Source organism: Micromonospora sp. NPDC004704 (assembly GCF_053601675.1).
On sequence record NZ_JBSGCD010000004.1, the window covers coordinates 374,884 to 395,846 of the forward strand.

A 20,963-nucleotide genomic window follows, 5' to 3' on the forward strand; every position below is an offset into this window, starting at 1 on the left:
GTACCGAGTCCTGACCAGCCCGTCGAACGCTCCCGCACCGTCCCGGCGTGCACCGGGCCCGGCCGCCCGCCGACGGGTCGGCCCGGGTCCGGCGTACGCGGAGAGCTAGTCCGTGCCCGGCGCGCCGCCGCGGGTGCTGGCGGCCTTGAGGAAGTCGCGGTTCAGCCGCCCGATGGTGGACAGCGGGATCACCTTCGGACAGACGGCGGTGCACTCGCCCATGTTGGTGCACCCGCCGAAGCCCTCCGCGTCCTGCTGGGCGACCATGTCGAGCACCCGGCCGGCCCGCTCCGGCTGCCCCTGCGGCAGCATGCTCAGGTGGGTCACCTTCGCGGCGGTGAACAGCATCGACGAACCGTTCGGGCAGGCCGCGACGCAGGCACCGCAGCCGATGCAGGCGGCCGACTCGAACGCCGCGTCCGCGTCCACCTTCGGCACCGGTTGGGCGTGCGCGTCCGGCGCGCTGCCCGTCGGCACCGAGATGTAACCACCGGCGGCGATGATCCGGTCGAACGCGCTCCGGTTCACCATCAGGTCCTTCATCACCGGGAAGGCCCGCGCCCGCCACGGTTCGATGTCGATCGTCTGCCCGTCGGAGAAGTGCCGCATGTGGAGCTGGCAGATGGTGGTCGCCCGCTCCGGCCCGTGCGGTACGCCGTTGACCACCATGCCGCAGGCGCCGCAGATCCCCTCCCGGCAGTCGTGGTCGAAGGCCACCGGGTCGTCCCCGTCGAGGATCAGCCGCTCGTTGAGCACGTCGAGCATCTCCAGGAACGACATGTCGGGGGAGACGTCGGCGACCTGGTAGGAGACCATCCGGCCACGGTCGGTCGGACCGGACTGCCGCCAGATGCGTAGGGTCAGATTCACTTGTAACTCCGCTGGCTGGGGTGGACGTACTCGAAGTTCAGGTCTTCCTTGTGCAGGACCGGCGGGCGGTCGGCGCCGGTGAACTCCCACGCCGCGACGTAGCTGAAGTGGTCGTCGTCGCGCTGCGCCTCACCCTCCGGGGTCTGGCTCTCGGCCCGGAAGTGCCCGCCGCAGGACTCGGTACGGTGCAGCGCGTCGATGCACATCAGCTCGGCCAACTCGAAGAAGTCGGCGACCCGACCGGCCTTCTCCAGCGACTGGTTGATGCCGTCGGCGTCACCGGACACCTTGACCCGGCGCCAGTACTGCTCCCGCAGGGCCCGGATCTGCTCGATCGCCTTGCGCAGCCCCGCGTCACTGCGTTCCATCCCGCAGTGCTCCCACATGATCTGACCCAGCTCGCGGTGGAACGAGTCGACCGTACGGTCACCGTTGACCGCCAGCAGCCGGGCCAGCCGGTCCTCGACGTCGGCGCGGGCGGCGACCACCTCGGGATGGTTGTCGTCGATCGGGCCGAACGGTCCGGCGGACAGGTAGTTGGCGATCGTGTTCGGCAGCACGAAGTAGCCGTCGGCCAGGCCCTGCATCAGCGCCGAGGCGCCGAGCCGGTTGGCGCCGTGGTCGGAGAAGTTCGCCTCACCGATGACGAACAGGCCGGGGATGGTGGCCTGGAGGTCGTAGTCGACCCAGAGCCCGCCCATCGTGTAGTGCACCGCCGGGTAGATCCGCATCGGCACCCGGTACGGGTCCTCGCCGGTGATCCGCTCGTACATCTCGAAGAGGTTGCCGTACCGCTCCTCGACGGTGTGCCGGCCGAGCCGGTTGATCGCGTCGGCGAAGTCGAGGTAGACACCGAGCCCGGTCGGGCCGACGCCGTGCCCCGAGTCGCAGACGTTCTTCGCCGCGCGGGAGGCGATGTCACGGGGAACCAGGTTGCCGAAGGCCGGGTACATCCGCTCCAGGAAGTAGTCCCGCTCGTCGTCCGGGATGTCGGCCGGGTTGCGGTCGTCGCGGGCCTGCTTCGGCACCCAGACCCGGCCGTCGTTGCGCAGCGACTCGCTCATCAGGGTCAGCTTCGACTGGTGGTCGCCGGAGACCGGGATGCAGGTCGGGTGGATCTGCGTGTAGCAGGGATTGCCGAAGTACGCGCCCTTGCGGTGCGCCCGCCAGGTGGCGGTGACGTTGCAGCCCTTGGCGTTGGTGGAGAGGTAGAAGACGTTGCCGTACCCGCCGGAGGCGAGCACCACGGCGTCGGCGTACTCGGTGGTTATCTCGCCGGTGACCAGGTCGCGGACCACGATGCCCCGAGCCCGGTCGTCGACCACGATCAGCTCCAGCATCTCGTGCCGGGTGTGCATCTCGACCCGGCCGAGCGCGATCTGCCGCTCCAACGCCTGGTACGCCCCGAGCAGGAGCTGCTGGCCCGTCTGGCCCCGGGCGTAGAAGGTCCGTTGCACCTGCGCGCCGCCGAACGAGCGGGTGTCGAGCAGTCCGCCGTACTCGCGGGCGAACGGCACCCCCTGGGCGACCGCCTGGTCGATGATGTTCACCGAGACCTCGGCGAGCCGGTGCACGTTCGACTCGCGGGCGCGGAAGTCGCCGCCCTTGACCGTGTCGTAGAACAACCGGTGTACGGAGTCCCCGTCGTTGCGGTAGTTCTTCGCTGCGTTGATACCGCCCTGGGCGGCGATCGAGTGCGCCCGGCGCGGGCTGTCCTGGTAGCAGTAGGACTTCACCCGGTAGCCCTGCTCGGCCAGGGTGGCGGCGGCCGAACCACCGGCCAGCCCGGTGCCGACCACCAGCACGGTCAGCTTGCGGCGGTTGGCCGGGTTGACCAGCTTGGCGTCGAACCGGCGCCGCTCCCAGCGGGTCTCGATCGGCCCTTCCGGTGCCTTCTGATCGGCGATCGGCTCGCCGAGGCTGAACATCTCCATGGTCATGACACCCATCCGGCTAGTACGGCGAAGGGGACCAGCAGGTAGCCGCCGCAGAGCCCGACGGCGAAGACGAGGGCGATGGCACGGGCCCGGCGCTCGCCCCGGGGCGACTGCTGACCGAGGCTGCGGAACGCGCTGAACAGGCCGTGCCGCAGGTGGAAGCCGAGCGCGACGATGGCCAGGGTGTAGAACAGCGTCACGTACCAGCGTTCCGGGGCGAAGTCGGCCACCACGTTCGCGTACGGCCGGCGCGGGTCGCCGATCGGGTTGACCGTGCCGGTGGTCAAATCGAGCAGGTGGTAGATCACGAACAGCAGGATCAGCACCCCGCCCCAGCGCATCGTCCGGGCCGCGTAACTGGCCTGTACGGGCTTGCGGTGGGCGTACCGGACCGGGCGGGCCTTGCGGGCCGCGATGGCGAGCGAGGTCGCCGCCCAGATGTGCAGCACCAGGGCGATCGTCAGGGCGCCGCGCTGGAGCCAGAGGTACCAGACCTCGGGCAGCAGGGGCGTACCGATCGTCCGCAACCAGTGCGCGTAGTGGTCGAACGAGGACGCGCCGAAGAAGATCTTGAGGTTGCCGAGCATGTGCGCGATGAGGAAGAGCACCAGGAGGATGCCCGTCACCGCCATCACTGCCTTCTTGCCGACCGACGAACGGACCGGCGAACGCGTCTCTACTGCCACCTGAACGACGCTAGGAGGAGCTGTGATTAGTCGTCCAATGCATCAAGGGCGCAGTGTCGATAGCGGTAGGCTATGCAGGTGCAGCTACACCAGTTACGGTCCTTCGTAGCGGTCGCCGAAACCCGGCATTTCACCCATGCGGCCGACAATGTCGGCATCAGCCAACCCTCGTTGAGTAAGCAAATTCACGCCCTCGAAGTTGATCTGGGTGCCCCGCTGTTCGACCGGATTAGGGGAAACATCACTCTCACCGCCGCCGGCGAGGTGCTACTGCCCCTGGCGAAGCGAATCCTGGCCGACGTCGAGACCGCCGGCCGCGAGGTACAGGAGCTGGTCGGCGTACGCCGGGGTCGGGTCCGGCTCGGCGCGACGCCGAGCCTGGTCACCTCGCTGGCGCCGCAGATCCTGCGCCGGTTCCGCGACAACCACCCGGGCGTCGACCTGTCGGTCCAGGAGGGCGGCTCCCAGGACCTGGTACGCGACCTGCTGCGCGGCGAACTCGACCTGGCACTGATCATCCAGCCGGCACCCGGACCCGATCCCGCCCTGCGGGTCGAACCGATCCTGCGGGAGAGCCTGGTCGTCGCCTCCCTCGACCCGCTGCCGGCGGCCACCCCGATGGGCACCCTGCGCCTACAGGACCTGCGCGACCAGCCGTTGGTCATGTTCCGCGAGGGCTACGACCTGCGCGACGTCACCCTCCAGGCGTGCCGGGACGCCGGCTTCGAACCGACCCTGGCCGTGGACGGGGGCGAGATGGACGCCGTGCTCAGCTTCGTCGAGGCGGGACTCGGGGTGGCTCTGGTGCCGGGGATCGTGGTCGCCCGACGGCCCCGGATCCGGGTCACCCAACTCGCCCCTCCCGGCGTACGCCGGACCATCGCACTGGCCCGACGCCGGGAGGCCGTACCGACGCATGCTGCGCGGGCGCTGCGCGGAATCCTGCTCAACTACGTGCGTACGGCCGCCGAACAGGGCGCACTACCACCGGGCGTCGAGCCGCTGTAGTCGCACCGGCCGCAGCCGATCACGATGTGTCATGGATCTGTGACGCCGCGGCGCGTGACCGGGTCGGCGAAGCCCGGGCTGCGACCTCGGGCGGTTCAGCCATCCGGGCGGTCGGGTCATTCCTTCGAGAATGCCCGAATGGCGTCGCGGAAGCACTGCACCACCTGTTCTGGATTCACGTACCCGCCAGCAACGTGCCCAAGTTCGTAGTCGTTAATGTCTTGGAAGCCCTGACTTTTGGAAACCGGCCAGCTTTCCGGTTGCTCCTTGCCTGCGCTCCGATAAAAGTACGTGCCTACGAAAGCCCAGTCCCGGTCGTTGCCGATGGCGAGGACGAACGTCGGCGTCAAGTCTCGATAGATCCAGCCAGTGCGGGAATTGATGTTCAGATGCCGCCACTCCCGGTGCGCGGGCGGCGGAAATGATGCCTTGATCCGTGCCGGCAGGTGCTGCGGTTGCACCCGCCGGCCGTCATGCAGAAAAGTCTCGACCAGGCGATCAATCTCCGCATGGCATCGAGCGTTTCGTGAGTCTCGATCGCCCGTCGGTGGCGCCGGGGTACCCGATGTCGCAAGTTTCTGCGGCCTGCGGGTCGCAATCTGTGTGATTGCAAGGATCCCGAGAGCGATGACGATCACGAGCGCTGTAGCCGCTGCGGGGGTGGACATCTCACCCATTAGGCGGCTCTTGCCCCGAGCCCTGGCACAGCCTGCACGTCCCGGAGCCATTACACGCCGAGCACTTGTTTTGATTCGACGTGCCCTCGGCTCTCCAGCCGGAGCCACTGCATGTCTCACAAGCGGTCGAACCCTTGCATGCCGAGCAGCGCATTGCGGAAACCCCCTGGAGTCGCGGGTGAGAAACGATCGCCAAGTGTGGTGCGTGGCCCTAAATCGGCCGCTTCGTGCGCCGTTCGGTGCGGCGAGCATCGAACTCTGCTTCAATTTGAATCAGCGTGTTGGTCAGGTGATCGTATGACTTGGACAACGTCTGCATGCTCTCCGAGCCGGGCGCGTGCCGCCGTTCCTCCGCGAAGAGCTTGTATGTGTTGTCGCGATATGCCTGCGTGACTGCCCTGATCTCGCGAAGTGTCTTGTTGCTGTGGTTCCGATACGGTCGATCCGGCAACTGTCGCTCCTTCGCGCGTCGCCCCGCCTCAACGGGCCGCTGAGGGCACCCATATAGATATGCCTCCCATCGATGTCGATACCATCGTCTTTCGGTTAGACGGCCTTGGACGTTCGGCGACAAACTCCCACGTCTGGCGCTGCCTTGCGCGGCGTTGCTGACGTCATCGGCCCATCCGGCCAGATCAGCCTCGGCTGGTTACCGGAAATATCGGCATACGATGACCCGCCCCAAGTGGGCAGATCTTAGTAGCCGTCACACCCCCTGGAAGAATCGCCCCTAGCTCACAGTTGTAGAGAAAGAGTGGCTATCTCGCCATGGATAGCCACTCTTTCTCTACAACTGGGCGGTGCCGGTGACCTTGCGGGATCAGGTGACGGTGATGACCACCTGCGCCGACGTGGTGGCGCCGCTGGAGTCGGTAACCGGTCAGGCGGGCGGTGTACGCGCCGTGCCGGGTGAAGGTGTGACTGGCGCTGGCGGTGTGTACGACTGCGGCCTTGTAGTCGAAGTCCCACGATTGGTTGGTGAGGGTGCGGCCGGGTGCGGCGACCGCTCGTAAACATGACCGCCCGGGGTGCCGTCCCGCTGGTGGGGGCGGCGGTGATGCTCACCGTCGTACCGCTCGCCTGTTTGACGCCGGTGCCGTTGTTAGGGGCCCGAGAGACTGTCCTTCATCTTCTTCACACCAAGGGGATTTCCTGTGCCGAAGATGAGGTAGAGGGGCTGACCGTTCCTGGGGATCAACTCGAAGTCCAGCGGGTATGGAAAGCCTGCTGCGCGGAGAGCTTGCCGATAGCAAGTGAGGATGTGCCGGCTCCTCGCTTCCGATGCCACGTTCGTAACGATTCACTGTGGGTGCCGTCCGCGTTGGGCGAGGGTGGCGCGAGTACCGTCAAGGCAGACGACCGCGTGCGGGAGGCGGAGATCCCATGGACCTCGGAAGCGACGTTGGTATGACGCCGGGCCAGCGGATAAAGCTCTATCGCCAGCGAGCCGGCTTGACCCAGGAGGTGGCCGCCCAGCTCAAGGGTGTGACGGTGTCTGCCTGGCGTAAGTGGGAGTCGGGGGAGCGGTCGGTTACCTCGTTGGGTGACTGGATCGAGATCGCGCGGATCCTCAAGGTCCGCGACCTCTACCGGCTGACCGGTCTGCCGGTGGGCAGCCTCCCCGATGAGCAGGCCGAACACGAAACTGTTGCGCCCGTGCGTGCCGCGCTGCACGCGTACGCGCCGAGGCTTGACGGTCCGCCTGATCTGGATGGGCTGCGGCGGGCGATCGAGTGGGGTTGGAACGCCTGGTACGACTCGGGGGATCGGTATTCGCGTACGGGCTCGGTGCTGCCGGAGCTGATCACCCAGGCTCGCGCGACCGTCGCGGCGGTCGACGGGGAGCAGCGTCGGGAGGCGCAGCGGGCGACCGCTGACTTGATGATGCTGGTGCGGGCGTTCGGGAAGCGCATCGGTGCTCTGGATGTGTCGTTGCTCGGGGCTGACCGGGCGCTCGCGGCGGCCGGTGACGCTGACGATCCGATGTACCGGGCTGCCGCCGCCTGGCACATGGCCAACGTCCTGTCGGCCGCTGGACATGCGGAGGAGTCCGGGGCGCTCTGCCGTGATGCTGCCGCTGACCTGGCGAAGGCCGATGATCAGGATGAGGAGCGGATTGCCCTGCTCGGGGCATTGCACCTCATGCTTTCGGTGCAGGAAGCGCGGTTGGGTAGTGACCGCCGGGCCGAGGCGGCGCTTGATTTCGCGGAGCGGACCGCCGTCACGACCGGCGAGACGCTGTGGCACCACCTCTACTTCGGGCCAATCAACGTCGGTGTGCACCGAGGGGCGGTCGCGCTGGAACTGTCGCGGCCAGCGGAGGCACTGCGGATCGCTGAGCGGGTCGACGTGACCCGGTCGCCCAGCCGGGAGCGTCAGCACTCGCACTACATACACCTGGCTCGTGGGTACGCGACCCAGCGCGATGATCTGGCCTCCGTGCACATGTTGGTGCGGGCGGACCAGGCGATCCCGGAGGAGTCACACCTGAACCTGGTCATGCGGGCGTTGGTGCGAGAACTCCTCGTACGCGAAACACCTACGACCAGGCCAGAACTTCGCCCGCTGGCCGAACGGATCGGCGTCGCCTAACTACCCCACAGCGGGGTAGTTCCCCGCCGCGTGACTGTCCATCAGTGATCGTCGCCATACCTTCGGTGACGGACGCGGCGATCGACAGCCTTCCCGCTTGAGCCTGATCGATCGTCGCGTCCCTCATTCCGAAGGGGGATTACGCGATGCGATGGCGTTGGTTTGTGCGGGCTGCTGGCGAGCCGGATCGGGTGGGGCCGGCGACCCAATACGGGGGTCGGTCCGGTGGTTACCTGAGGGCGGCCGTGCCGGACGATGCCGAGGCACAGCCCGTACGGGGTGACGAGCCGGTTGCCGTCGAGCGGGCCGGTACCCGGGTGAGGTGGCCGGAGAACCGTGGGTCGCACTGGCGGTCGGTATGAGCGAGTCGACCCCGATCCGTCTCACCTTTAGTCGGTCGTTGTGGCCTGCGTTGATGCGGCAGGCGCGCAATGTTGTCGCCGCGCATGAGGGTGGCAGGTTGTGTGATTACTGCATCGAGCTGGGTGACTGTGGGCGGCTTCGGGGTGCACGGAGTCGTCTGGCTGATCCGGAGATGCTGGCCGCCGAGCAGGAGGAGCGGTCGTGAGCGGGCTTTACGGCGTACGTCGGAATCACGCCGAGTCGGACGTGGGGCGGCTTCGGCCGCGGCATCGCGCCGACGGGCCTCGTGCCGCGCAGCCTGTCCGGACCCGCCCGACGGGAAGGTTCCGCCGTTGGTGGTGTCGCCTGTGGCCGTGGGCGGTGCGGCGGGGTGTGCCGGTGCCGGCCGCGTGTGGGCGTAGCGCGGTGCCGGCTCCGGGGTGGGCGGCGGCGCCGACCATGCACTCCGGGCCGTTGCTCACCTACGGCCAGCAGATCGGTTATCGGGTACGCCGCCCAGGCGGTGACCGTCGATGACCGAACTCGGGACGGTCGAAGGATGAGGGGGAGTGCGGCAAAGCCGTCCGCCGCACTGCATCTGCCGCTGCGTCCGCTCTGGATATGCCGGGTCGACGCCTACCCGTGGCCGTGCGCCGATGCCCGACTCGACCTGACCAACGGGTACCGCGACAAGACGATCAACCTGACCCTGTTTCTCGCTTCACAGTTCGTCGAAGCGCTCGATGACCTCTACACGATCGACCCGGCCATCGGACCACCACCCGACCCCCGCGTTCTCTACGAGCGCTTCATCGGCTGGGTTCCGGCAGGGCGTACGCGATGAGCGGACTTACCAAGGTCACGGTCAACCTGACTCCGGCGGCCGAAGCCGCACTGACCAAACTCGCTGCGATTCACACCAACCGCACCGATGCGATCAACTTCGCGCTGCGGCTGGCCGCGCTCATGACCGACCTGGCACCCGAGGGGCGCTTCACGATCGTCCAGCCGGACGGCTCCCACGACCGCGTACACCCGATCTAGCCGGAGCCGCCGCGATGACTCGGAACCTGGAGCCGATCAACCCCGAAGTCATCCGTACGTCTGCCGACCTGACCTGGCAGCAACACCAACCCGGCGGCAACACCTGGCAGCCCGGCACCTGCCGCCAGTGCACCCCAACAGGCTGCCCCCAACTGTCCTGGGCGATCGCGGTTCGAGCCAGGGACTCGGTTCCCCCGTAGCGTCAGACGGCACGGAACCCGGCGCTCTGGCCGTTGCTCGCGAGAAAGTTCAGGGCGGCGGACACGGCGCTGTCGGGCCGTAGCGTCAGGTGCTCCGGCGGGACCTCCGTCGGTACGCCTGCCACGTCGAAGGAGATTGGGCGGGGAGGTGGGCTGACCTGGGGGTCGGCGAGGTAGCCGCCGTCTTCGGTGATGTGCACGGCGAAGGCGTGCTCGGCGTGCCCGAGGCCGATCTGTAGGCCGGGCGGTAGGTCGTCCGGGTCGACCGGCGCGTCCGCATAGATGGTGACGACGACGGGCTCCCGTTGCTCCTGAATGTCGTGGAGGACCTTCTCCAACTCGCGGGGGTCGGTCACGGCGGTCTCGTGGCTGTCGCGGTAGTCGCCTCGGTCGTAGGCCCACGTGAGGTTCATGCGATTGCCTTTCCGTTGCCGACGTAGGTCCGCCAGTGCCGTACCTGTCCGTCATCATGTCCCGCTGGCGGTGGGGCTTCGCCCGCCGGCCTGCGGTGGTTGAAGCTCCGGTGAAAGATTGAGGTGTGGTGTCAGGAGATCAGGAGCAGGACGACGTTGCGGCGACGCTTTCGGAAGGGCCGTGGGTGGTCTGGCGCCAGGACGACAACGGGAACCGCTTCGAGGTTGCGCGACGGGAGTCCCGTGCGGATGCCGACGCGCTGGCCGAGCTGATGGAGCGGCGTGGCCACAAGCAGACGTACTGGGTCGCACCCGCGCAGTGATCCGTCGCGGCGCCGCCAGCAAATACGTTGGCGGGGGCGCGGGGAAGCGGGCAAGATCCGTCGAGGGGTGACTCACATGCGGAATCGGCTGCGGAGGATACGAGTCGGGGCGCGGAATTTTGTGTGGCGCGCGAAGATCCATCACGTGCGGGGTGCAGGTGACTGCCACCGGTGCATCCGCGTTCGAGTCTGGGGCGCCGGCAAGACCAGCCGGGCACTCGACGCGGATCTGCTGTCGGACGCCTGGCCCTCACCGTGGAGCATGTGTGCGACAGACGGCTCCTATCCCACATCCGCCGACCTACGGACGATCATCAGCTACGGGCTGGAACACGGCTGGCAGCCAGAGCTGCGGGGCGGGACGTTCCTACTCTCCGAGCGCGAGCATGCCGCCGGTTTCTCCTTGCCTGGCTTCCTGCTGACAGACCGTTTGCGTACGCCGGAAAGTGCCGACCCCACTGCCCAGGTGATCCGCGCCTACGAGGCTCGTCAACGAGCCTGACGGGCAGCGTCGGTTTCTCAGGCCAGTGTTTCGAACCACTGCTCGGCTAGCTCGCGCGCTCTCCGGCGGATCCGATTGATTCCCGCCGGGCTGTTGAATGCGGCGAAGGGCGGCCACAGGAAGACGAGGATCGCGAGTTCCTCGGCCAACAGTGCACGCTGCAACGTGTGGCGCTCGTACGGCCGATGGTCCAAGTAGGTGTCGATCAGGGCGCGGGGGACGGTCACCCCGGCGGGTGTGGCACGGACGTTGAGGAAGGCCAGGTCGGATACGGCCCGTCCGATGCCGGCCGCCTGCCAGTCGCAGAACACCCGCGAGTCGGCGGAGTGCACGATGTTGTCGGTGTGGCAGTCGCCGTGGACGAAGACCGGCGGCAGTGCTTCCATGTGCTCTTCGAGTTCGACGCGTCGGGCGACGAGGTCGGCAAGCTGCGGAAGCACGTCGGCCCAGAACGCGTGGATCCCGTCCAGATCCGGATCGGTCAGGGCCTCGTGCAACGCGTCAGGGCGGTTCCAACTCGCGCCCTCCGGTAGCGGCATGCTGTGCAGGGCGGCAAGCTCCCGACCAAGATTCGCCCACATGCCGTCAGTCCATGACGCAACCGCCCGGGTCTCGCCGGCCGCCTCAAGGAGCACAGCCACGCCGGCCTCGATATCTATCGAATCGAGAAGCCTCGGCGTGCGCAACGGCGCGACCGGTGCCACGTACCGGTAGAAGGCAAGTTCCCGCCGAGCTGCTGCCAGTGCCCGCCGCCCCAGGGAAGCGGGAGTGACCTTTAGGTAGGCGTTCTGCCCGTCGGGCGTGCGTACGGCACCGACCCCTGCGCCGGACCGGGACTCGATCCGCGCCGCAGACGCCTGGCCGACGACACCGAACCTGTCGAGCACCATCGCCGTGAAATCAGCCGACATCGCGCGGTCCCAGGCCCCTGAAGCGGCGGGCGAGCAGCAGAATCACGACGAGGGCGGACACCTCCGCCGCCGCCGTGGCGGCGGCCGCGCCGAGCGGGCCGAACCGGGGTACGCCGAGCGCGACGGCGACGGTCAACAGCACCACGAGTACGCCCATGGCCATCGTCGCCCGGCCGTAGTCGCCGTCCCCGATCCAGTCGAACATCAGTGCCCGGCTGACAGCCATGAACGGCAGCGCCAGCATGAACAGGGCCAGCCAGCCGGCAGCCTCCGAATGCGGCAGGGAGAGCACCGTGCCGGTGAGCCAGGGCGCGAGCACCGCGACGCCCACCGCCATCGGGATCGCGCAGACCAGTGCGACCATCACCGAGAAATGCGCCGGATGCGTCGAGTCGTCGAGACCCAGCCGGCTGCGGGTCCGCGCCACCATCGGCACCTGCAACGCCGACTGTACGACGCCACCGATGGCCTGATAGGCGGTGACGAGCGCCCCGTAGCTGCCCATCACCGCGGGCGTCGCGACCAGCGACAGTACGAGCGTGGCGAGCCGTGTCACGTACAGGTCGCCGAGGGAGAAGCCGAAGAGATGCCGGCTGGAGCGGTATCCCGCGAAGGCACGTCGCAGCGAGATTTCCCGGAACCGCGCGAGCCGCAGCGAACCGTTTCTGCCGAGGATCAGCTCCCCGACGACGAGCTGCGCCAGCCCGGCGGTGGCGAGCGCGATGGTGAGCGGTGCTCCGAACAGCACCATGACCAGCGACGCCGCCTTGCTGCCGGACATCAGCACGGCGGTGGCCAGGAACCGCATCCGTCGACTGAAGTCGGCGATCTGGAGCTGGGCGAGGCCGTTGCCGAGCGTCACCACGCCCGCGGCCGCCAGCGCGGTCGTGCTGTAGCCCCGGCGGGCGTAGAACTCGGCGATCACCACCGCGCCGAGCAGCATGCCGGGTACGACCACCAGCGTCCACTGGCTGCGTACGAGGGTTCGCTGCTCCTCGGTCCCGTTGAGGTACAGCAGGGCCGATCCGCCACTGGCGACGATGAGTACGAACGACAGGGCCGACGTCATCACCGTGTAGGCGGCGATCTCGTCCGTCTGCCCGAACGCCGCGCACAGCGCCAGGATCGCCGCACTCAGCAGTCCGTTGGCGATGACGGCCCCGGCCGCGATCGCCGAGTTCCGGGCCAGTGCCCGGTAGCCGCGCTCCGGTTCCGTGGGGCGAATGGTGTTGGCGTCGGCGTCGTGTACCGCCACGCCGGCCGTGGTTCGCACGATCCGTACTCTACGCAGCGCCGATCCCGGGGGATGACCGGTCGACGAGGTTGAGGTGGTGTGCGGTGCGGGCGAACGCTCGGATGAGCTCGGTCTCGGCGCCGGCGCGCCAGATGAGTGCCCATCGGGCCGGCGGGGCATCGCGGATGGGCACATAGGCGATGTCTGGCCGGGAGTAGTAGCGGGCGGCGTGGGCGTGCACGGGTGAGACGGCTTCCCCGGTGACGAGGATCGGGATCATCTCCTGGAAGTTGGAGACGGACGGGCCGATCCTGATCAGATGCCCGCTGGGGGTTCTGAGTGGTACCAGGACCTCCCGCCAGTAGTCGGGTCGGGCCCCTGCCATGACAGTCTGGTCTGCCAAATCGTCGTACGAGATCGATTCGCGGCCGGCCAGGGCGTGGGTCGCCGCGACGGCCAGCATGATGGGTTCGGTGTAGATCACCGGCCCCACGGTGAGATCGGGTTCCTTGACGGGGAGCCAGACGATCTGCATGTCGATCTCCCCGGCTCGCAGCCGGCCGAAGGGGTCGCCGAAGTCGACATGTCGTAGCTGTACCTCGCATGCGGGGTGCTCCTGCGCGAACGCGTCGAACAGTGAGCGGAAGTCATGAAGGTTGACGGCGATGGAGCCCACCCCCAGCACGCCGGTCTTGCCGCGGGCGGCGAGTCTGGCCCGTTCCATGCCCTGGTGCAGGCCCCGGTACATGGGCCGGAGGTCGTCGAAGAGCTGTCGACCGATCGGTGTCAGCGTCACGTGGCGGTTGTTGCGCTCGAACAGGGCGGCACCGACGCGGCGTTCCTGCTTCTTGATCGCCTGACTGACCCGAGCCTGAGTTACGTGGAGCCGTTCGGCGGTTCGGGTGAAGTGCAGCTCCTCGGCCAGCGTCAGGAAGATCTCGATGTCCCGAAGTTCCACTGCCGCCCCGTTCCGTGGATTAGCGATTTGTTATGGCACGGTACCAATGGTGACCTTGTAGACCGGGACACGTGCGCCCAGGCTGGTGGGCGTCGGGGAACACCGCCCGGCACCCAGGCGAGGAGAAGTTCGTGCGTAAGCTCGTGTACTACATCGCTGCCACCGTGGACGGCTTCATCGCCGGTCCCGACGGCGCGGACCCCACCGGCCCCGGCGGATTCTGGCCGATCCCGGACGACTACCTGCACCACCTCCTCGCCGAGTACCCGGAGACGCTGCCCGGCCCGGCCCGGGAGGCGTTCGGCATCGTCGCCGAGGGCGCCCGCTTCGACACCGTCCTGGAGGGGCGTCACTCCTACGAGGTGGGACTGAAGGCAGGTGTGACCGACGCCTACCCTCACCTGCGCCACCTGGTGTTCTCACGCACGCTTGCCCCGAGTCCGGACCCGGCCGTCGAGATCATCTCCGGGGATCCGATCGCGACCGTACGGGAGCTGAAGCGGCACAAGGGCAAGGACATCTGGGTGATCGGCGGCGGTGCCCTGGCCGGCGCCCTGTATTCCGAGATCGATCAGCTGATCGTGAAGCTCGCCCCGTTGACCGTCGGTGCCGGCGTCCCACTGTTCGGCCGCGAGGCCGTCTTCGTGCCGCGCACATGGCAGCTGACCGACCACACCGTGCTGGACAGCGGCGCGCTCTTCCTCACCTACGCCCGCAAGCAGGCCGGACCGGAGCAAGCATGACCATCGGCGGCGCAACCATCGGCGACGTGACGATCCGCCCCATCCACGGGCCGGACGAGATCGCTTTGTTCAACCGTCTGCCGTACACCATCAACCACGAGCTCGCCGACGACCTCGCCGAACACCGCCGCCGACCCGAGTGGATGTGGATGGCCCTGCGCGGTGAACGCCTGCTGGCCAGGGTCGCCTGGTGGGGGCGCGCCGGCGACCCTACCCCGCTGCTGCTGGACATCCTCGACATCGACGACGACGGCGAGGACCTGACCGGGGTGGCGAGCGCGCTCTACGCGACGGCGGCGGCCCAGGTCGTACCGCCCGGCGCTGTCCCGCCCGAATATGGCCGCTACATCCCGGCGGACTGGCGCGAGGACCCGGCCGCGTACCGGGCGGTGCGATCCCGGATGGCCGCCTTGGAGAACCACGGCGCCAGCCTGACAGTCGAACGACTGCGCCTCGAATGGCGCCCCGGCACGGCGCTGCCCGCGCCCGACCAACGCCTGGCCTTCCGCCCGGTCGGCGAGCCCGGCCAGCTCATCGCGCTGATGACCCGCGCTCTGGACGGCACCCTGGATGCGCACAGCCGCACGGACCTGGCGCGGATGTCCGCCCACGAGACCGCTGTCAAGCACTACGAGCAGGAACTCGCGACCTACTCCAGCCCCCGAGGGTGGTGGCGCATCGCCACGCTGGGTGAGGACGGCGAGCCGGTTGGGTTCGTCATCCCGGCCCGCAACGCCTACCACCCGGTGATCGCCTATCTCGGGGTGGTTCCGGAACACCGCGGCCACGGCTATGTCCACGGCGTCCTCGCCGAAGGCACCCGCATCCTGGCGGGCGAGAACGTTCCGCGCATCCGCGCCGCCACCGACCTGGGCAACACCCCCATGGCAAACGCCTTCGCCCGCGCGGGCTACGTCAACTTCGAGCGCGCCATCAACTTGGCCTGGCGCTGAGTCGGCCACGTCAAGTACGCCATCACGCCGGCGGCGGCACCTGAACATGCTGCGTGGTCGATGCCGGATCGGTGAAGGTCTCGCGCAGCGCCGGATCCAGCGACCGGCCGGTCGTCGGCTCGATGAACAGCTCGGTGGTCAGCAGGTCGCCGAAGTAGCTGGGGTTGATGCCCGATTCCTTGCCGCCGAGGGCCTGCAACCGGCCGCCGAATCGCAGGAACGCCCGTACGGCTCCGGCGGGCAGGCGACCGACCCGGCGGGGTCGACCGACCGCTTCGGCGATCCGCGCGATCATGTCGTTCCAGGTGAGGTTCTCGTCGGCGACCGGAATGTCCGCACCGCTGGCCTGCTCCAGGGCGTCGACCGCGATCTCGGCCACGCTGCGCGCCGACGCCGCCGCACTCCCGCCGACGGGAGCGACCAGCGGCGAACGGGACTTTGCCCAACGGTCGAGCGGACCGGCCCAGTTCGGCAGCCGGTCGCCGGCCCGACCGAAGATGAAGGGCAGTTCGAGTACGGCAACCGGCAGGTCCGGTCCGGCGGCGGCTCGTCCCTCCAGGGCCTGCTCCAGGCGGCATCGGACGTACGTGTGGCGGTCCGCGAGGCGCCACTGCGGGTGCAGCCGATCGAAGTAGGTGTAGTACGAGCCCATGATCACGCCACGGCTGAGACCTTCGAGGCGGGCCGCGGTGAACAGGCGTACCACGGGCTCGACGATGTCCCGACGGAATGCCGGATGAATCGGCTTGGGCAACGGCCGCTGCTCGTCCGAGCGGGTGGCGTACACGACACCGTCGTGTCCGGCGAGCAGCGGTCGCAGGTCGTCGATCGAGGCGGACTCAAGATCGAGTAGGTGGTCAACACCCGGACGGGCGGTACGCGCCACCGTTGTCACAGCGTGGCCCCGCTCGCGCAGCACGTCCACGACATGGGCACCGATCAGGCCACTTCCACCCACCACAAGAATTCTCACGCTTGATCGTCCACTCTCAACCCGACTGTTTGTCAAGCCTCGGTCACGCGAAGCGAGCGAAAATCACGGCTCCCTCCACCCCGCGCACCCGGCAGGAGGGTCGATGGGCTGCTACTCGTCGACCCCGCCACGATGATCAGATGCACGGCAGCGCGGCTTCCCCGTGTCGGGCCACTGGGCGTCTGACGATCAAGGGAGGCCGACGGCTCGCGGCGCATCGGGGACCGTTTTCCCTGTTCAGCCAGGGTATGAACAAGGTACGCTTCGAGTATGACCCAGCGTGTGACGGTAAGCCTTCCGGACGATGTCGCAGCGCGCCTCGAAGCAGAGCAGAACGCCTCCGCCTTCGTGGCCGAGGCTGTCCGGGAGCGGATGGATCGTGAGCAGACGACCAGCCTGCTGGCAACACACGGCTTCCACCTCACCGAGGAGGGCCGCCGTGAGGCCCGGGAGCGACTTGAGAGCGCCCGAGGCAGGATGACCGCCGCTGGATGGGACAAGGTGCGCAAGGTAGGCCGGACAACGTCGTGACCCGGGCAATCCGACTGGTGTTGGACACCTCGGCCATCCTCGCCTACGCCCGTACCTCGATCGCGGTCGGCGAAACGATCGCCGAGGTGGTCGACGAACGCGGACGGTTCGCCATCCCCGCCGTGTGCCTGGCCGAGGCCAGCCGGCTCGCCGATGACGACCAGACACCGCGACTGCTGCTGCTCAGCCAACATGTCTGTGCGGTTGTCACCACCACCCCTGACGACGAGTGGCGCGTCCTCGTCGAATGGACCCGCATCCTCGGACGCGTCGACCTCGCCGCCGCCATGGCCGACGCCGCCGCACACACCGCCTACGTCCTCACGGCGGAACCGAAGGCGTACGGGGACGACGTCGATCAGCTCCCCGTCATCCCCATCTGATCACCGTCAGCGGTCGTGACGCCGGATCTCGACGGGTTGCCCCGTGCCGATCCGGCGTCACGACCGGAGTGCGTCAGGTGACGGTGATGACAACCTGCGCCGATGTGGTGGCGCCGCTGCTGTCGGTCACGGTGAACCGGGCGGTGTAGCTGCCCTTGCGGGTGAAGGTGTGACTGGCGTTGGCGGTGTGGACCACCGCGGCGTTGTTGCCGAAGTCCCAGGCATAGTCGGTGATGGTCCGACCGGGGGCGACAACGACGTTACCGGTGAACGCGACCGTCCGAGGTGCCGTCCCCGAGGTGGGGGTGGCGGCGACGCTCACCGTCGTACCGCTCTCCTGTTTGACGCCGGCCCCGTTGAACCGCAACCAGTCCACGGACATCAGGTCCGGCGTGCCGCCGACCTGGGCCGGGTTGACGAAGACGGCGTAGAGGTTGATGGTCCCGCCGGGGTTGGTCAGGTTGACGGTGGGGGAGATGACGTTGTCCCAACCGCCGGTGCTGGGGATGGTGGCCGTGCCGAGCAGCTGCCCGGTCGGTGAACCGGACCGGAACTCGATGTTTCCGCCGGTGCTGCCGGAGCTGGCCCCGACGGTCACCGAGCTGATTCCCTGGAGGTTCACCGGACCGTAGCTGACCCACTCGTTGTGGTCGATGTCGCCGAGGCGCTTGCCGGCCCTTGCGGTCGCCCGGTCGAGCACCTGGATGCCGGCGTGGGCGCCGTCGAAGTGCTCGGCCTCCTTGGGCTTCACCTGCAACTCGACCAGGGTCGAGCCGACCAGTGCCGGCACCCCGCCGGTCGCGCCGCCGTCGGTGTACTGGGCGGTGAGCAGGGTGAACAGGTTCTGGCCCGGACCGTGCCCGTCACCGGCGCTGCTGTCGGTGACCGCCACCCCGGAGCAACCGGTGTAGTTGTCCAGCGGGTGGGCGTGCGAGTCGTGCCCGAGCTGGGTCTGCACGATCACCCGCGAGCAGTCGATCGTGCCCTCCTCCGGGTCGGTGACCGTCACGGTGTACGGCACCCGGTCCCCGAACTCGAAGAAGCCGCCGTTCGGCACGCTCAGGGTGACCACCGGTCGGGTGTTGCCGACCGTGACCTCGGTGGTGGCCACCGCGGTGGTGCCGGCCGTGCCGGTGACCGTCAGCCTGGCCGTGAACTTGCCCCGGTTGGTGTACGTGTACGTCGGGTTGGCGGCGGTGGAGTCGGTGCTGCCGTTGCCGTCGAAGTCCCAGGCGTAGCTGATCGGGTTTCCGTCGCCCGACGCCGAACCCGAGCTGGAGAAGTTGACGGTCAGCGGGGCCGGGCCGCTGTCCCGGTTGACGCTCGCCTTCGCCACCGGCGGTCGGCCGCTGGCCACGTAGTCGATCCGGTAGATGCCGGCGCCCTCGTTGGTGCCGCCCCGGCCGCTGCCGGTACCGGCCCCGAAGTCGATCACATAGAGCGAACCGTCCGGCCCGAACTCGGCGTCGAAGGGCTGGATCCAGGAGAAGTCACCGAGTACGCCGTTGATCGACTGGAGGTCGCCGACGGCGGTCGGACCGAACCGGGAGTTGCTGAACGTCTGCGCGGTGGTGTGCGTGGAGAGCGTCTTGAACCACTTGCGGGTCAGCTCGTAGACGATCCACTTGCCCTCGTAGTACTGCGGGAACTTGGTGGTGCGGGTGTTGGCCGGGTCGAAGTCGTACGACGGGCCGCCCATCGGTCCACCGCCACCGGTGCCGACCTCCGGGAACTGCGCCGACGCCGAGTACGCGTACCAGACCAGCGCCGAGCGGGCGGCCGGCAGGTTGGTCAGGCCGGTGTTGTTCGGCGAGTTGTTGACCAACGCGGAGCAGTTGAACTTCGCCCCCGAGGTCGAGGTGGCGAAGTTGTAGTCGTTGAACGGGATGTTGTTGCCGACGCAGTACGGCCAGCCGTAGTTGCCGGCGGAGGTGATCCGATTGAACTCGACCGTGCCCTCGGGGCCCCGGTTCGGGTTCGCCGCCGTCGCGTCCGGGCCGTAGTCGGCGACCAGCACCGCGTTCGTGATCGGATCGACGGTGATCCGGAACGGGTTGCGCATGCCCATCGCGTAGATCTCGGACCGGGTACGGGCGGTCCCGGGCGCGAACAGGTTGCCGGCCGGCACGGTGTACGTACCGTCGGCCTGCGGCTTGATCCGCAGGATCTTGCCCCGCAGGTCGTTGGTGTTACCGGCGGTGGCCTGCGCGTCCCAGGCCCGGCGCCCGCTGCGCTCGTCGATCGGGGTGAAGCCGCTGGAGTCGAACGGGTCGGTGTTGTCGCCGGTGGCCGCGTACAGGTTGCCCTGGCGGTCCATGGTCAGCGAGCCGCCCATGTGCGAGTTCGCCCGCCCCTCACCCCGGTACGTGGGGATGACGAGCAGCCGTTTCTCGCTGGTCAGGGCGATCGAGTTGCCGGTGACCGTGAACCTGGACAGGTTGAGCTGGTTGAGCGTCTTGTCCGACCAGAGCAGGTAGATCCAGTTGTTGGTGGCGAAGTTGTTGTCCAGGGTCATCCCGATCAACCCGTCGGACTGGCTGGTCTGCGCCGGGGTGTAGGCGAAGTCGACCAGGGTGGTGACGCCGAGCGTGCTCTGGTTGATCACCTTCACCGCGCCGGTGCGCTGGATGTAGAACACCCGCCGGTCCGCAGCCACGGCCAGTTCGAACGGGTCGGCCAGATCGGCGCTGACCAGGGGCACCCGCTGGAAGTTGCTGGCCTTGGTGGCGCCACAGTCGCCGGGCACCGCACCGGCCGCCCATTCGATGCCGCCGCGCAGGTGATTGAGGAAGTGCGGCTCGCTGAACGACGACGAGGTGTGCCCGCCGGCGGTGTACCAGGATCGACCGCCGTCATAGTTCTGGCACCAGGAATAGGCGTGGTCGACGCCTTCGTCCAACCCGTTGATCCCGTCGCGGACCTTGATCTGGGCGAGGGTGTGCACCTTGCCGGTCGGGTTGGTCCGCCAGTTGTACCATTCCTCGCTGCGTTCCCAGAGTTCCGGTAGGGACGCGGTGGAGGGGTGCGCCTTGTCCAGCACCTTGATCCGACCGGGGAAGACGCCACCGGTGGAGCTGAAGTCCGGGTGGTAGTCGAAGATGGTGCCGACCAGGCCCTCGTACCAGGTCCAGTCGCGCTCGCTCGCGGTCGCCGCGTGCAGCCCGACCCAGCCGCCGCCCTGCCGGACGAAGTTCTGGAAGGCGGTCCGCTGGGCGGCGTTGAGCAGGTTACCGGCCTCCGGGGTGGAGTTGGTGTTGTTGAAGACCAGGGCGTCGAACCGGGCCAGGTTGGCGTCGGTGAACGCGGCCGCGTCGGTGGTCGCCTCGACCTCGAAGTCGTGGGTGAGACCGAGTTGCTGGATCGCGGCGACACCGGCCGGGATCGAGTCGTGGTAGAAGTTCGTGGTCTTCGAGAAGACCAGTACCCGGAACCGGGCCGCTGCCGATGCGGGAGCCGGGGCAATGGTCAGGACGAGGGCCGTGATCGCGAGCAGGGCGATCGGGATGGATCGTAAGCGTCTCATGCAGGCGCTCCCGGTAATAGGGACGGATAAATGGAAAGCGCTTTCCTGCCGCCGACGGATCAAGCGTACGTAACCAATCCGAAATGGTCAATGTGTGAAGGTCGGGCGTTGGGTCCGGACGTTTTCACGGACCGGCAAAGAAACGGGAAAGCCCTTTCTG

General features: G+C 68.0%; 22 protein-coding genes. 11 read left to right on the plus strand and 11 right to left on the minus strand.

Annotated features, from left to right (window positions below; genetic code table 11):
* Positions 1–105 precede the first annotated feature (105 nt).
* From ACWEFB_RS08005 to ACWEFB_RS08015, 3 genes are read right to left on the minus strand one after another with little or no spacing between them, the layout of a single operon-like run.
* Positions 106–870 carry a succinate dehydrogenase/fumarate reductase iron-sulfur subunit gene (locus ACWEFB_RS08005; protein ID WP_452283389.1) on the minus strand — a complete coding sequence of 255 codons (765 nt, stop codon included), beginning with the start codon at positions 868–870 and terminating at the stop codon, positions 106–108.
* Positions 867–2,804 (minus strand): fumarate reductase/succinate dehydrogenase flavoprotein subunit, encoded by a 1,938-nt coding sequence (locus ACWEFB_RS08010; RefSeq protein WP_452283466.1) that lies wholly within the window; start codon positions 2,802–2,804, stop codon positions 867–869. The genes ACWEFB_RS08005 and ACWEFB_RS08010 overlap by 4 nt, the downstream gene beginning before the upstream one ends.
* A gap of 2 nt (positions 2,805–2,806) precedes the next feature.
* Entirely contained in the window at positions 2,807–3,493 is a 687-nt protein-coding gene (locus tag ACWEFB_RS08015; RefSeq protein ID WP_452283391.1) for a succinate dehydrogenase cytochrome b subunit, read from the minus strand.
* 72 nt (positions 3,494–3,565) lie between these two features.
* Between ACWEFB_RS08015 and ACWEFB_RS08020 the strand changes: the two genes are divergently transcribed.
* A complete protein-coding gene (locus ACWEFB_RS08020) occupies positions 3,566–4,501 on the plus strand; it encodes a LysR family transcriptional regulator (RefSeq protein WP_452283393.1) in 936 nt (311 codons plus the stop codon).
* A 116-nt stretch (positions 4,502–4,617) separates the two neighbouring features.
* On the opposite strand, the gene ACWEFB_RS08025 is transcribed toward ACWEFB_RS08020, so the two are convergent.
* Together ACWEFB_RS08025 and ACWEFB_RS08030 are read right to left on the minus strand one after the other, a co-directional pair.
* Entirely contained in the window at positions 4,618–5,169 is a 552-nt protein-coding gene (locus ACWEFB_RS08025; RefSeq protein WP_452283395.1) for a hypothetical protein, read from the minus strand.
* A 220-nt stretch (positions 5,170–5,389) separates the two neighbouring features.
* Positions 5,390–5,629 (minus strand): hypothetical protein, encoded by a 240-nt coding sequence (locus tag ACWEFB_RS08030; protein WP_452283397.1) that lies wholly within the window; start codon positions 5,627–5,629, stop codon positions 5,390–5,392.
* Positions 5,630–6,585: 956 nt separating this feature from the next.
* On the opposite strand from ACWEFB_RS08030, the gene ACWEFB_RS08035 reads away from it, so the two are divergent.
* The 4 genes from ACWEFB_RS08035 (at position 6,586) to ACWEFB_RS08050 (ending at position 9,356) form a co-directional block, all read left to right on the plus strand.
* A complete protein-coding gene (locus ACWEFB_RS08035) occupies positions 6,586–7,770 on the plus strand; it encodes a helix-turn-helix domain-containing protein (RefSeq protein ID WP_452283399.1) in 1,185 nt (394 codons plus the stop codon).
* Positions 7,771–8,671: 901 nt separating this feature from the next.
* The gene (locus tag ACWEFB_RS08040; protein WP_452283401.1) at positions 8,672–8,956 is read left to right on the plus strand and encodes a hypothetical protein; all 285 of its coding nucleotides are present in this window, start codon (positions 8,672–8,674) and stop codon (positions 8,954–8,956) included.
* Positions 8,953–9,156, plus strand: a complete 204-nt coding sequence (locus tag ACWEFB_RS08045; protein ID WP_326559691.1) for a hypothetical protein — start codon at positions 8,953–8,955, stop codon at positions 9,154–9,156. Before ACWEFB_RS08040 ends, ACWEFB_RS08045 begins: the two co-directional genes overlap by 4 nt.
* Positions 9,157–9,170: 14 nt before the next feature.
* A complete protein-coding gene (locus tag ACWEFB_RS08050; protein WP_452283403.1) occupies positions 9,171–9,356 on the plus strand; it encodes a hypothetical protein in 186 nt (61 codons plus the stop codon).
* A 2-nt stretch (positions 9,357–9,358) separates the two neighbouring features.
* Here ACWEFB_RS08050 and ACWEFB_RS08055 read toward each other — a convergent pair whose 3' ends face one another.
* A complete protein-coding gene (locus ACWEFB_RS08055; RefSeq protein WP_452283405.1) occupies positions 9,359–9,769 on the minus strand; it encodes an Imm1 family immunity protein in 411 nt (136 codons plus the stop codon).
* A gap of 128 nt (positions 9,770–9,897) precedes the next feature.
* On the opposite strand from ACWEFB_RS08055, the gene ACWEFB_RS08060 reads away from it, so the two are divergent.
* Together ACWEFB_RS08060 and ACWEFB_RS08065 are read left to right on the plus strand one after the other, a co-directional pair.
* On the plus strand, positions 9,898–10,092 hold the full coding sequence (locus ACWEFB_RS08060) for a hypothetical protein (RefSeq protein ID WP_452283407.1): 195 nt from the start codon (positions 9,898–9,900) through the stop codon (positions 10,090–10,092).
* Positions 10,093–10,213: 121 nt separating this feature from the next.
* Positions 10,214–10,594: an integrase gene (locus tag ACWEFB_RS08065; protein WP_452283409.1), complete on the plus strand. Its 381-nt coding sequence runs from the start codon at positions 10,214–10,216 to the stop codon at positions 10,592–10,594.
* A 17-nt stretch (positions 10,595–10,611) separates the two neighbouring features.
* On the opposite strand, the gene ACWEFB_RS08070 is transcribed toward ACWEFB_RS08065, so the two are convergent.
* Genes ACWEFB_RS08070 through ACWEFB_RS08080 form a run of 3 tightly spaced genes read right to left on the minus strand, consistent with a single transcriptional unit; the run spans position 10,612 to position 13,697 of the window.
* The gene (locus ACWEFB_RS08070) at positions 10,612–11,505 is read right to left on the minus strand and encodes a phosphotransferase family protein (protein WP_452283411.1); all 894 of its coding nucleotides are present in this window, start codon (positions 11,503–11,505) and stop codon (positions 10,612–10,614) included.
* Positions 11,495–12,778 carry a lipopolysaccharide biosynthesis protein gene (locus ACWEFB_RS08075; RefSeq protein ID WP_452283413.1) on the minus strand — a complete coding sequence of 428 codons (1,284 nt, stop codon included), beginning with the start codon at positions 12,776–12,778 and terminating at the stop codon, positions 11,495–11,497. Before ACWEFB_RS08075 ends, ACWEFB_RS08070 begins: the two co-directional genes overlap by 11 nt.
* Before the next feature lie 10 nt (positions 12,779–12,788).
* The gene (locus tag ACWEFB_RS08080; RefSeq protein ID WP_452283415.1) at positions 12,789–13,697 is read right to left on the minus strand and encodes a LysR family transcriptional regulator; all 909 of its coding nucleotides are present in this window, start codon (positions 13,695–13,697) and stop codon (positions 12,789–12,791) included.
* 131 nt (positions 13,698–13,828) lie between these two features.
* On the opposite strand from ACWEFB_RS08080, the gene ACWEFB_RS08085 reads away from it, so the two are divergent.
* Together ACWEFB_RS08085 and ACWEFB_RS08090 are read left to right on the plus strand one after the other, a co-directional pair.
* Positions 13,829–14,440 carry a dihydrofolate reductase family protein gene (locus ACWEFB_RS08085; RefSeq protein WP_452283417.1) on the plus strand — a complete coding sequence of 204 codons (612 nt, stop codon included), beginning with the start codon at positions 13,829–13,831 and terminating at the stop codon, positions 14,438–14,440.
* Positions 14,437–15,393, plus strand: a complete 957-nt coding sequence (locus ACWEFB_RS08090; RefSeq protein ID WP_452283419.1) for a GNAT family N-acetyltransferase — start codon at positions 14,437–14,439, stop codon at positions 15,391–15,393. The genes ACWEFB_RS08085 and ACWEFB_RS08090 overlap by 4 nt, the downstream gene beginning before the upstream one ends.
* A gap of 22 nt (positions 15,394–15,415) precedes the next feature.
* Here the strand turns inward: ACWEFB_RS08090 and ACWEFB_RS08095 are convergent, their stop codons facing one another.
* Positions 15,416–16,366, minus strand: a complete 951-nt coding sequence (locus ACWEFB_RS08095) for an NAD-dependent epimerase/dehydratase family protein (protein WP_452283421.1) — start codon at positions 16,364–16,366, stop codon at positions 15,416–15,418.
* A gap of 270 nt (positions 16,367–16,636) precedes the next feature.
* Between ACWEFB_RS08095 and ACWEFB_RS08100 the strand changes: the two genes are divergently transcribed.
* Together ACWEFB_RS08100 and ACWEFB_RS08105 are read left to right on the plus strand one after the other, a co-directional pair.
* Entirely contained in the window at positions 16,637–16,897 is a 261-nt protein-coding gene (locus ACWEFB_RS08100) for a ribbon-helix-helix domain-containing protein (protein WP_326559680.1), read from the plus strand.
* On the plus strand, positions 16,894–17,280 hold the full coding sequence (locus ACWEFB_RS08105; protein ID WP_452283423.1) for a hypothetical protein: 387 nt from the start codon (positions 16,894–16,896) through the stop codon (positions 17,278–17,280). Before ACWEFB_RS08100 ends, ACWEFB_RS08105 begins: the two co-directional genes overlap by 4 nt.
* Before the next feature lie 73 nt (positions 17,281–17,353).
* On the opposite strand, the gene ACWEFB_RS08110 is transcribed toward ACWEFB_RS08105, so the two are convergent.
* The gene (locus tag ACWEFB_RS08110) at positions 17,354–20,803 is read right to left on the minus strand and encodes a ThuA domain-containing protein (protein WP_452283425.1); all 3,450 of its coding nucleotides are present in this window, start codon (positions 20,801–20,803) and stop codon (positions 17,354–17,356) included.
* Positions 20,804–20,963 lie beyond the last annotated feature (160 nt).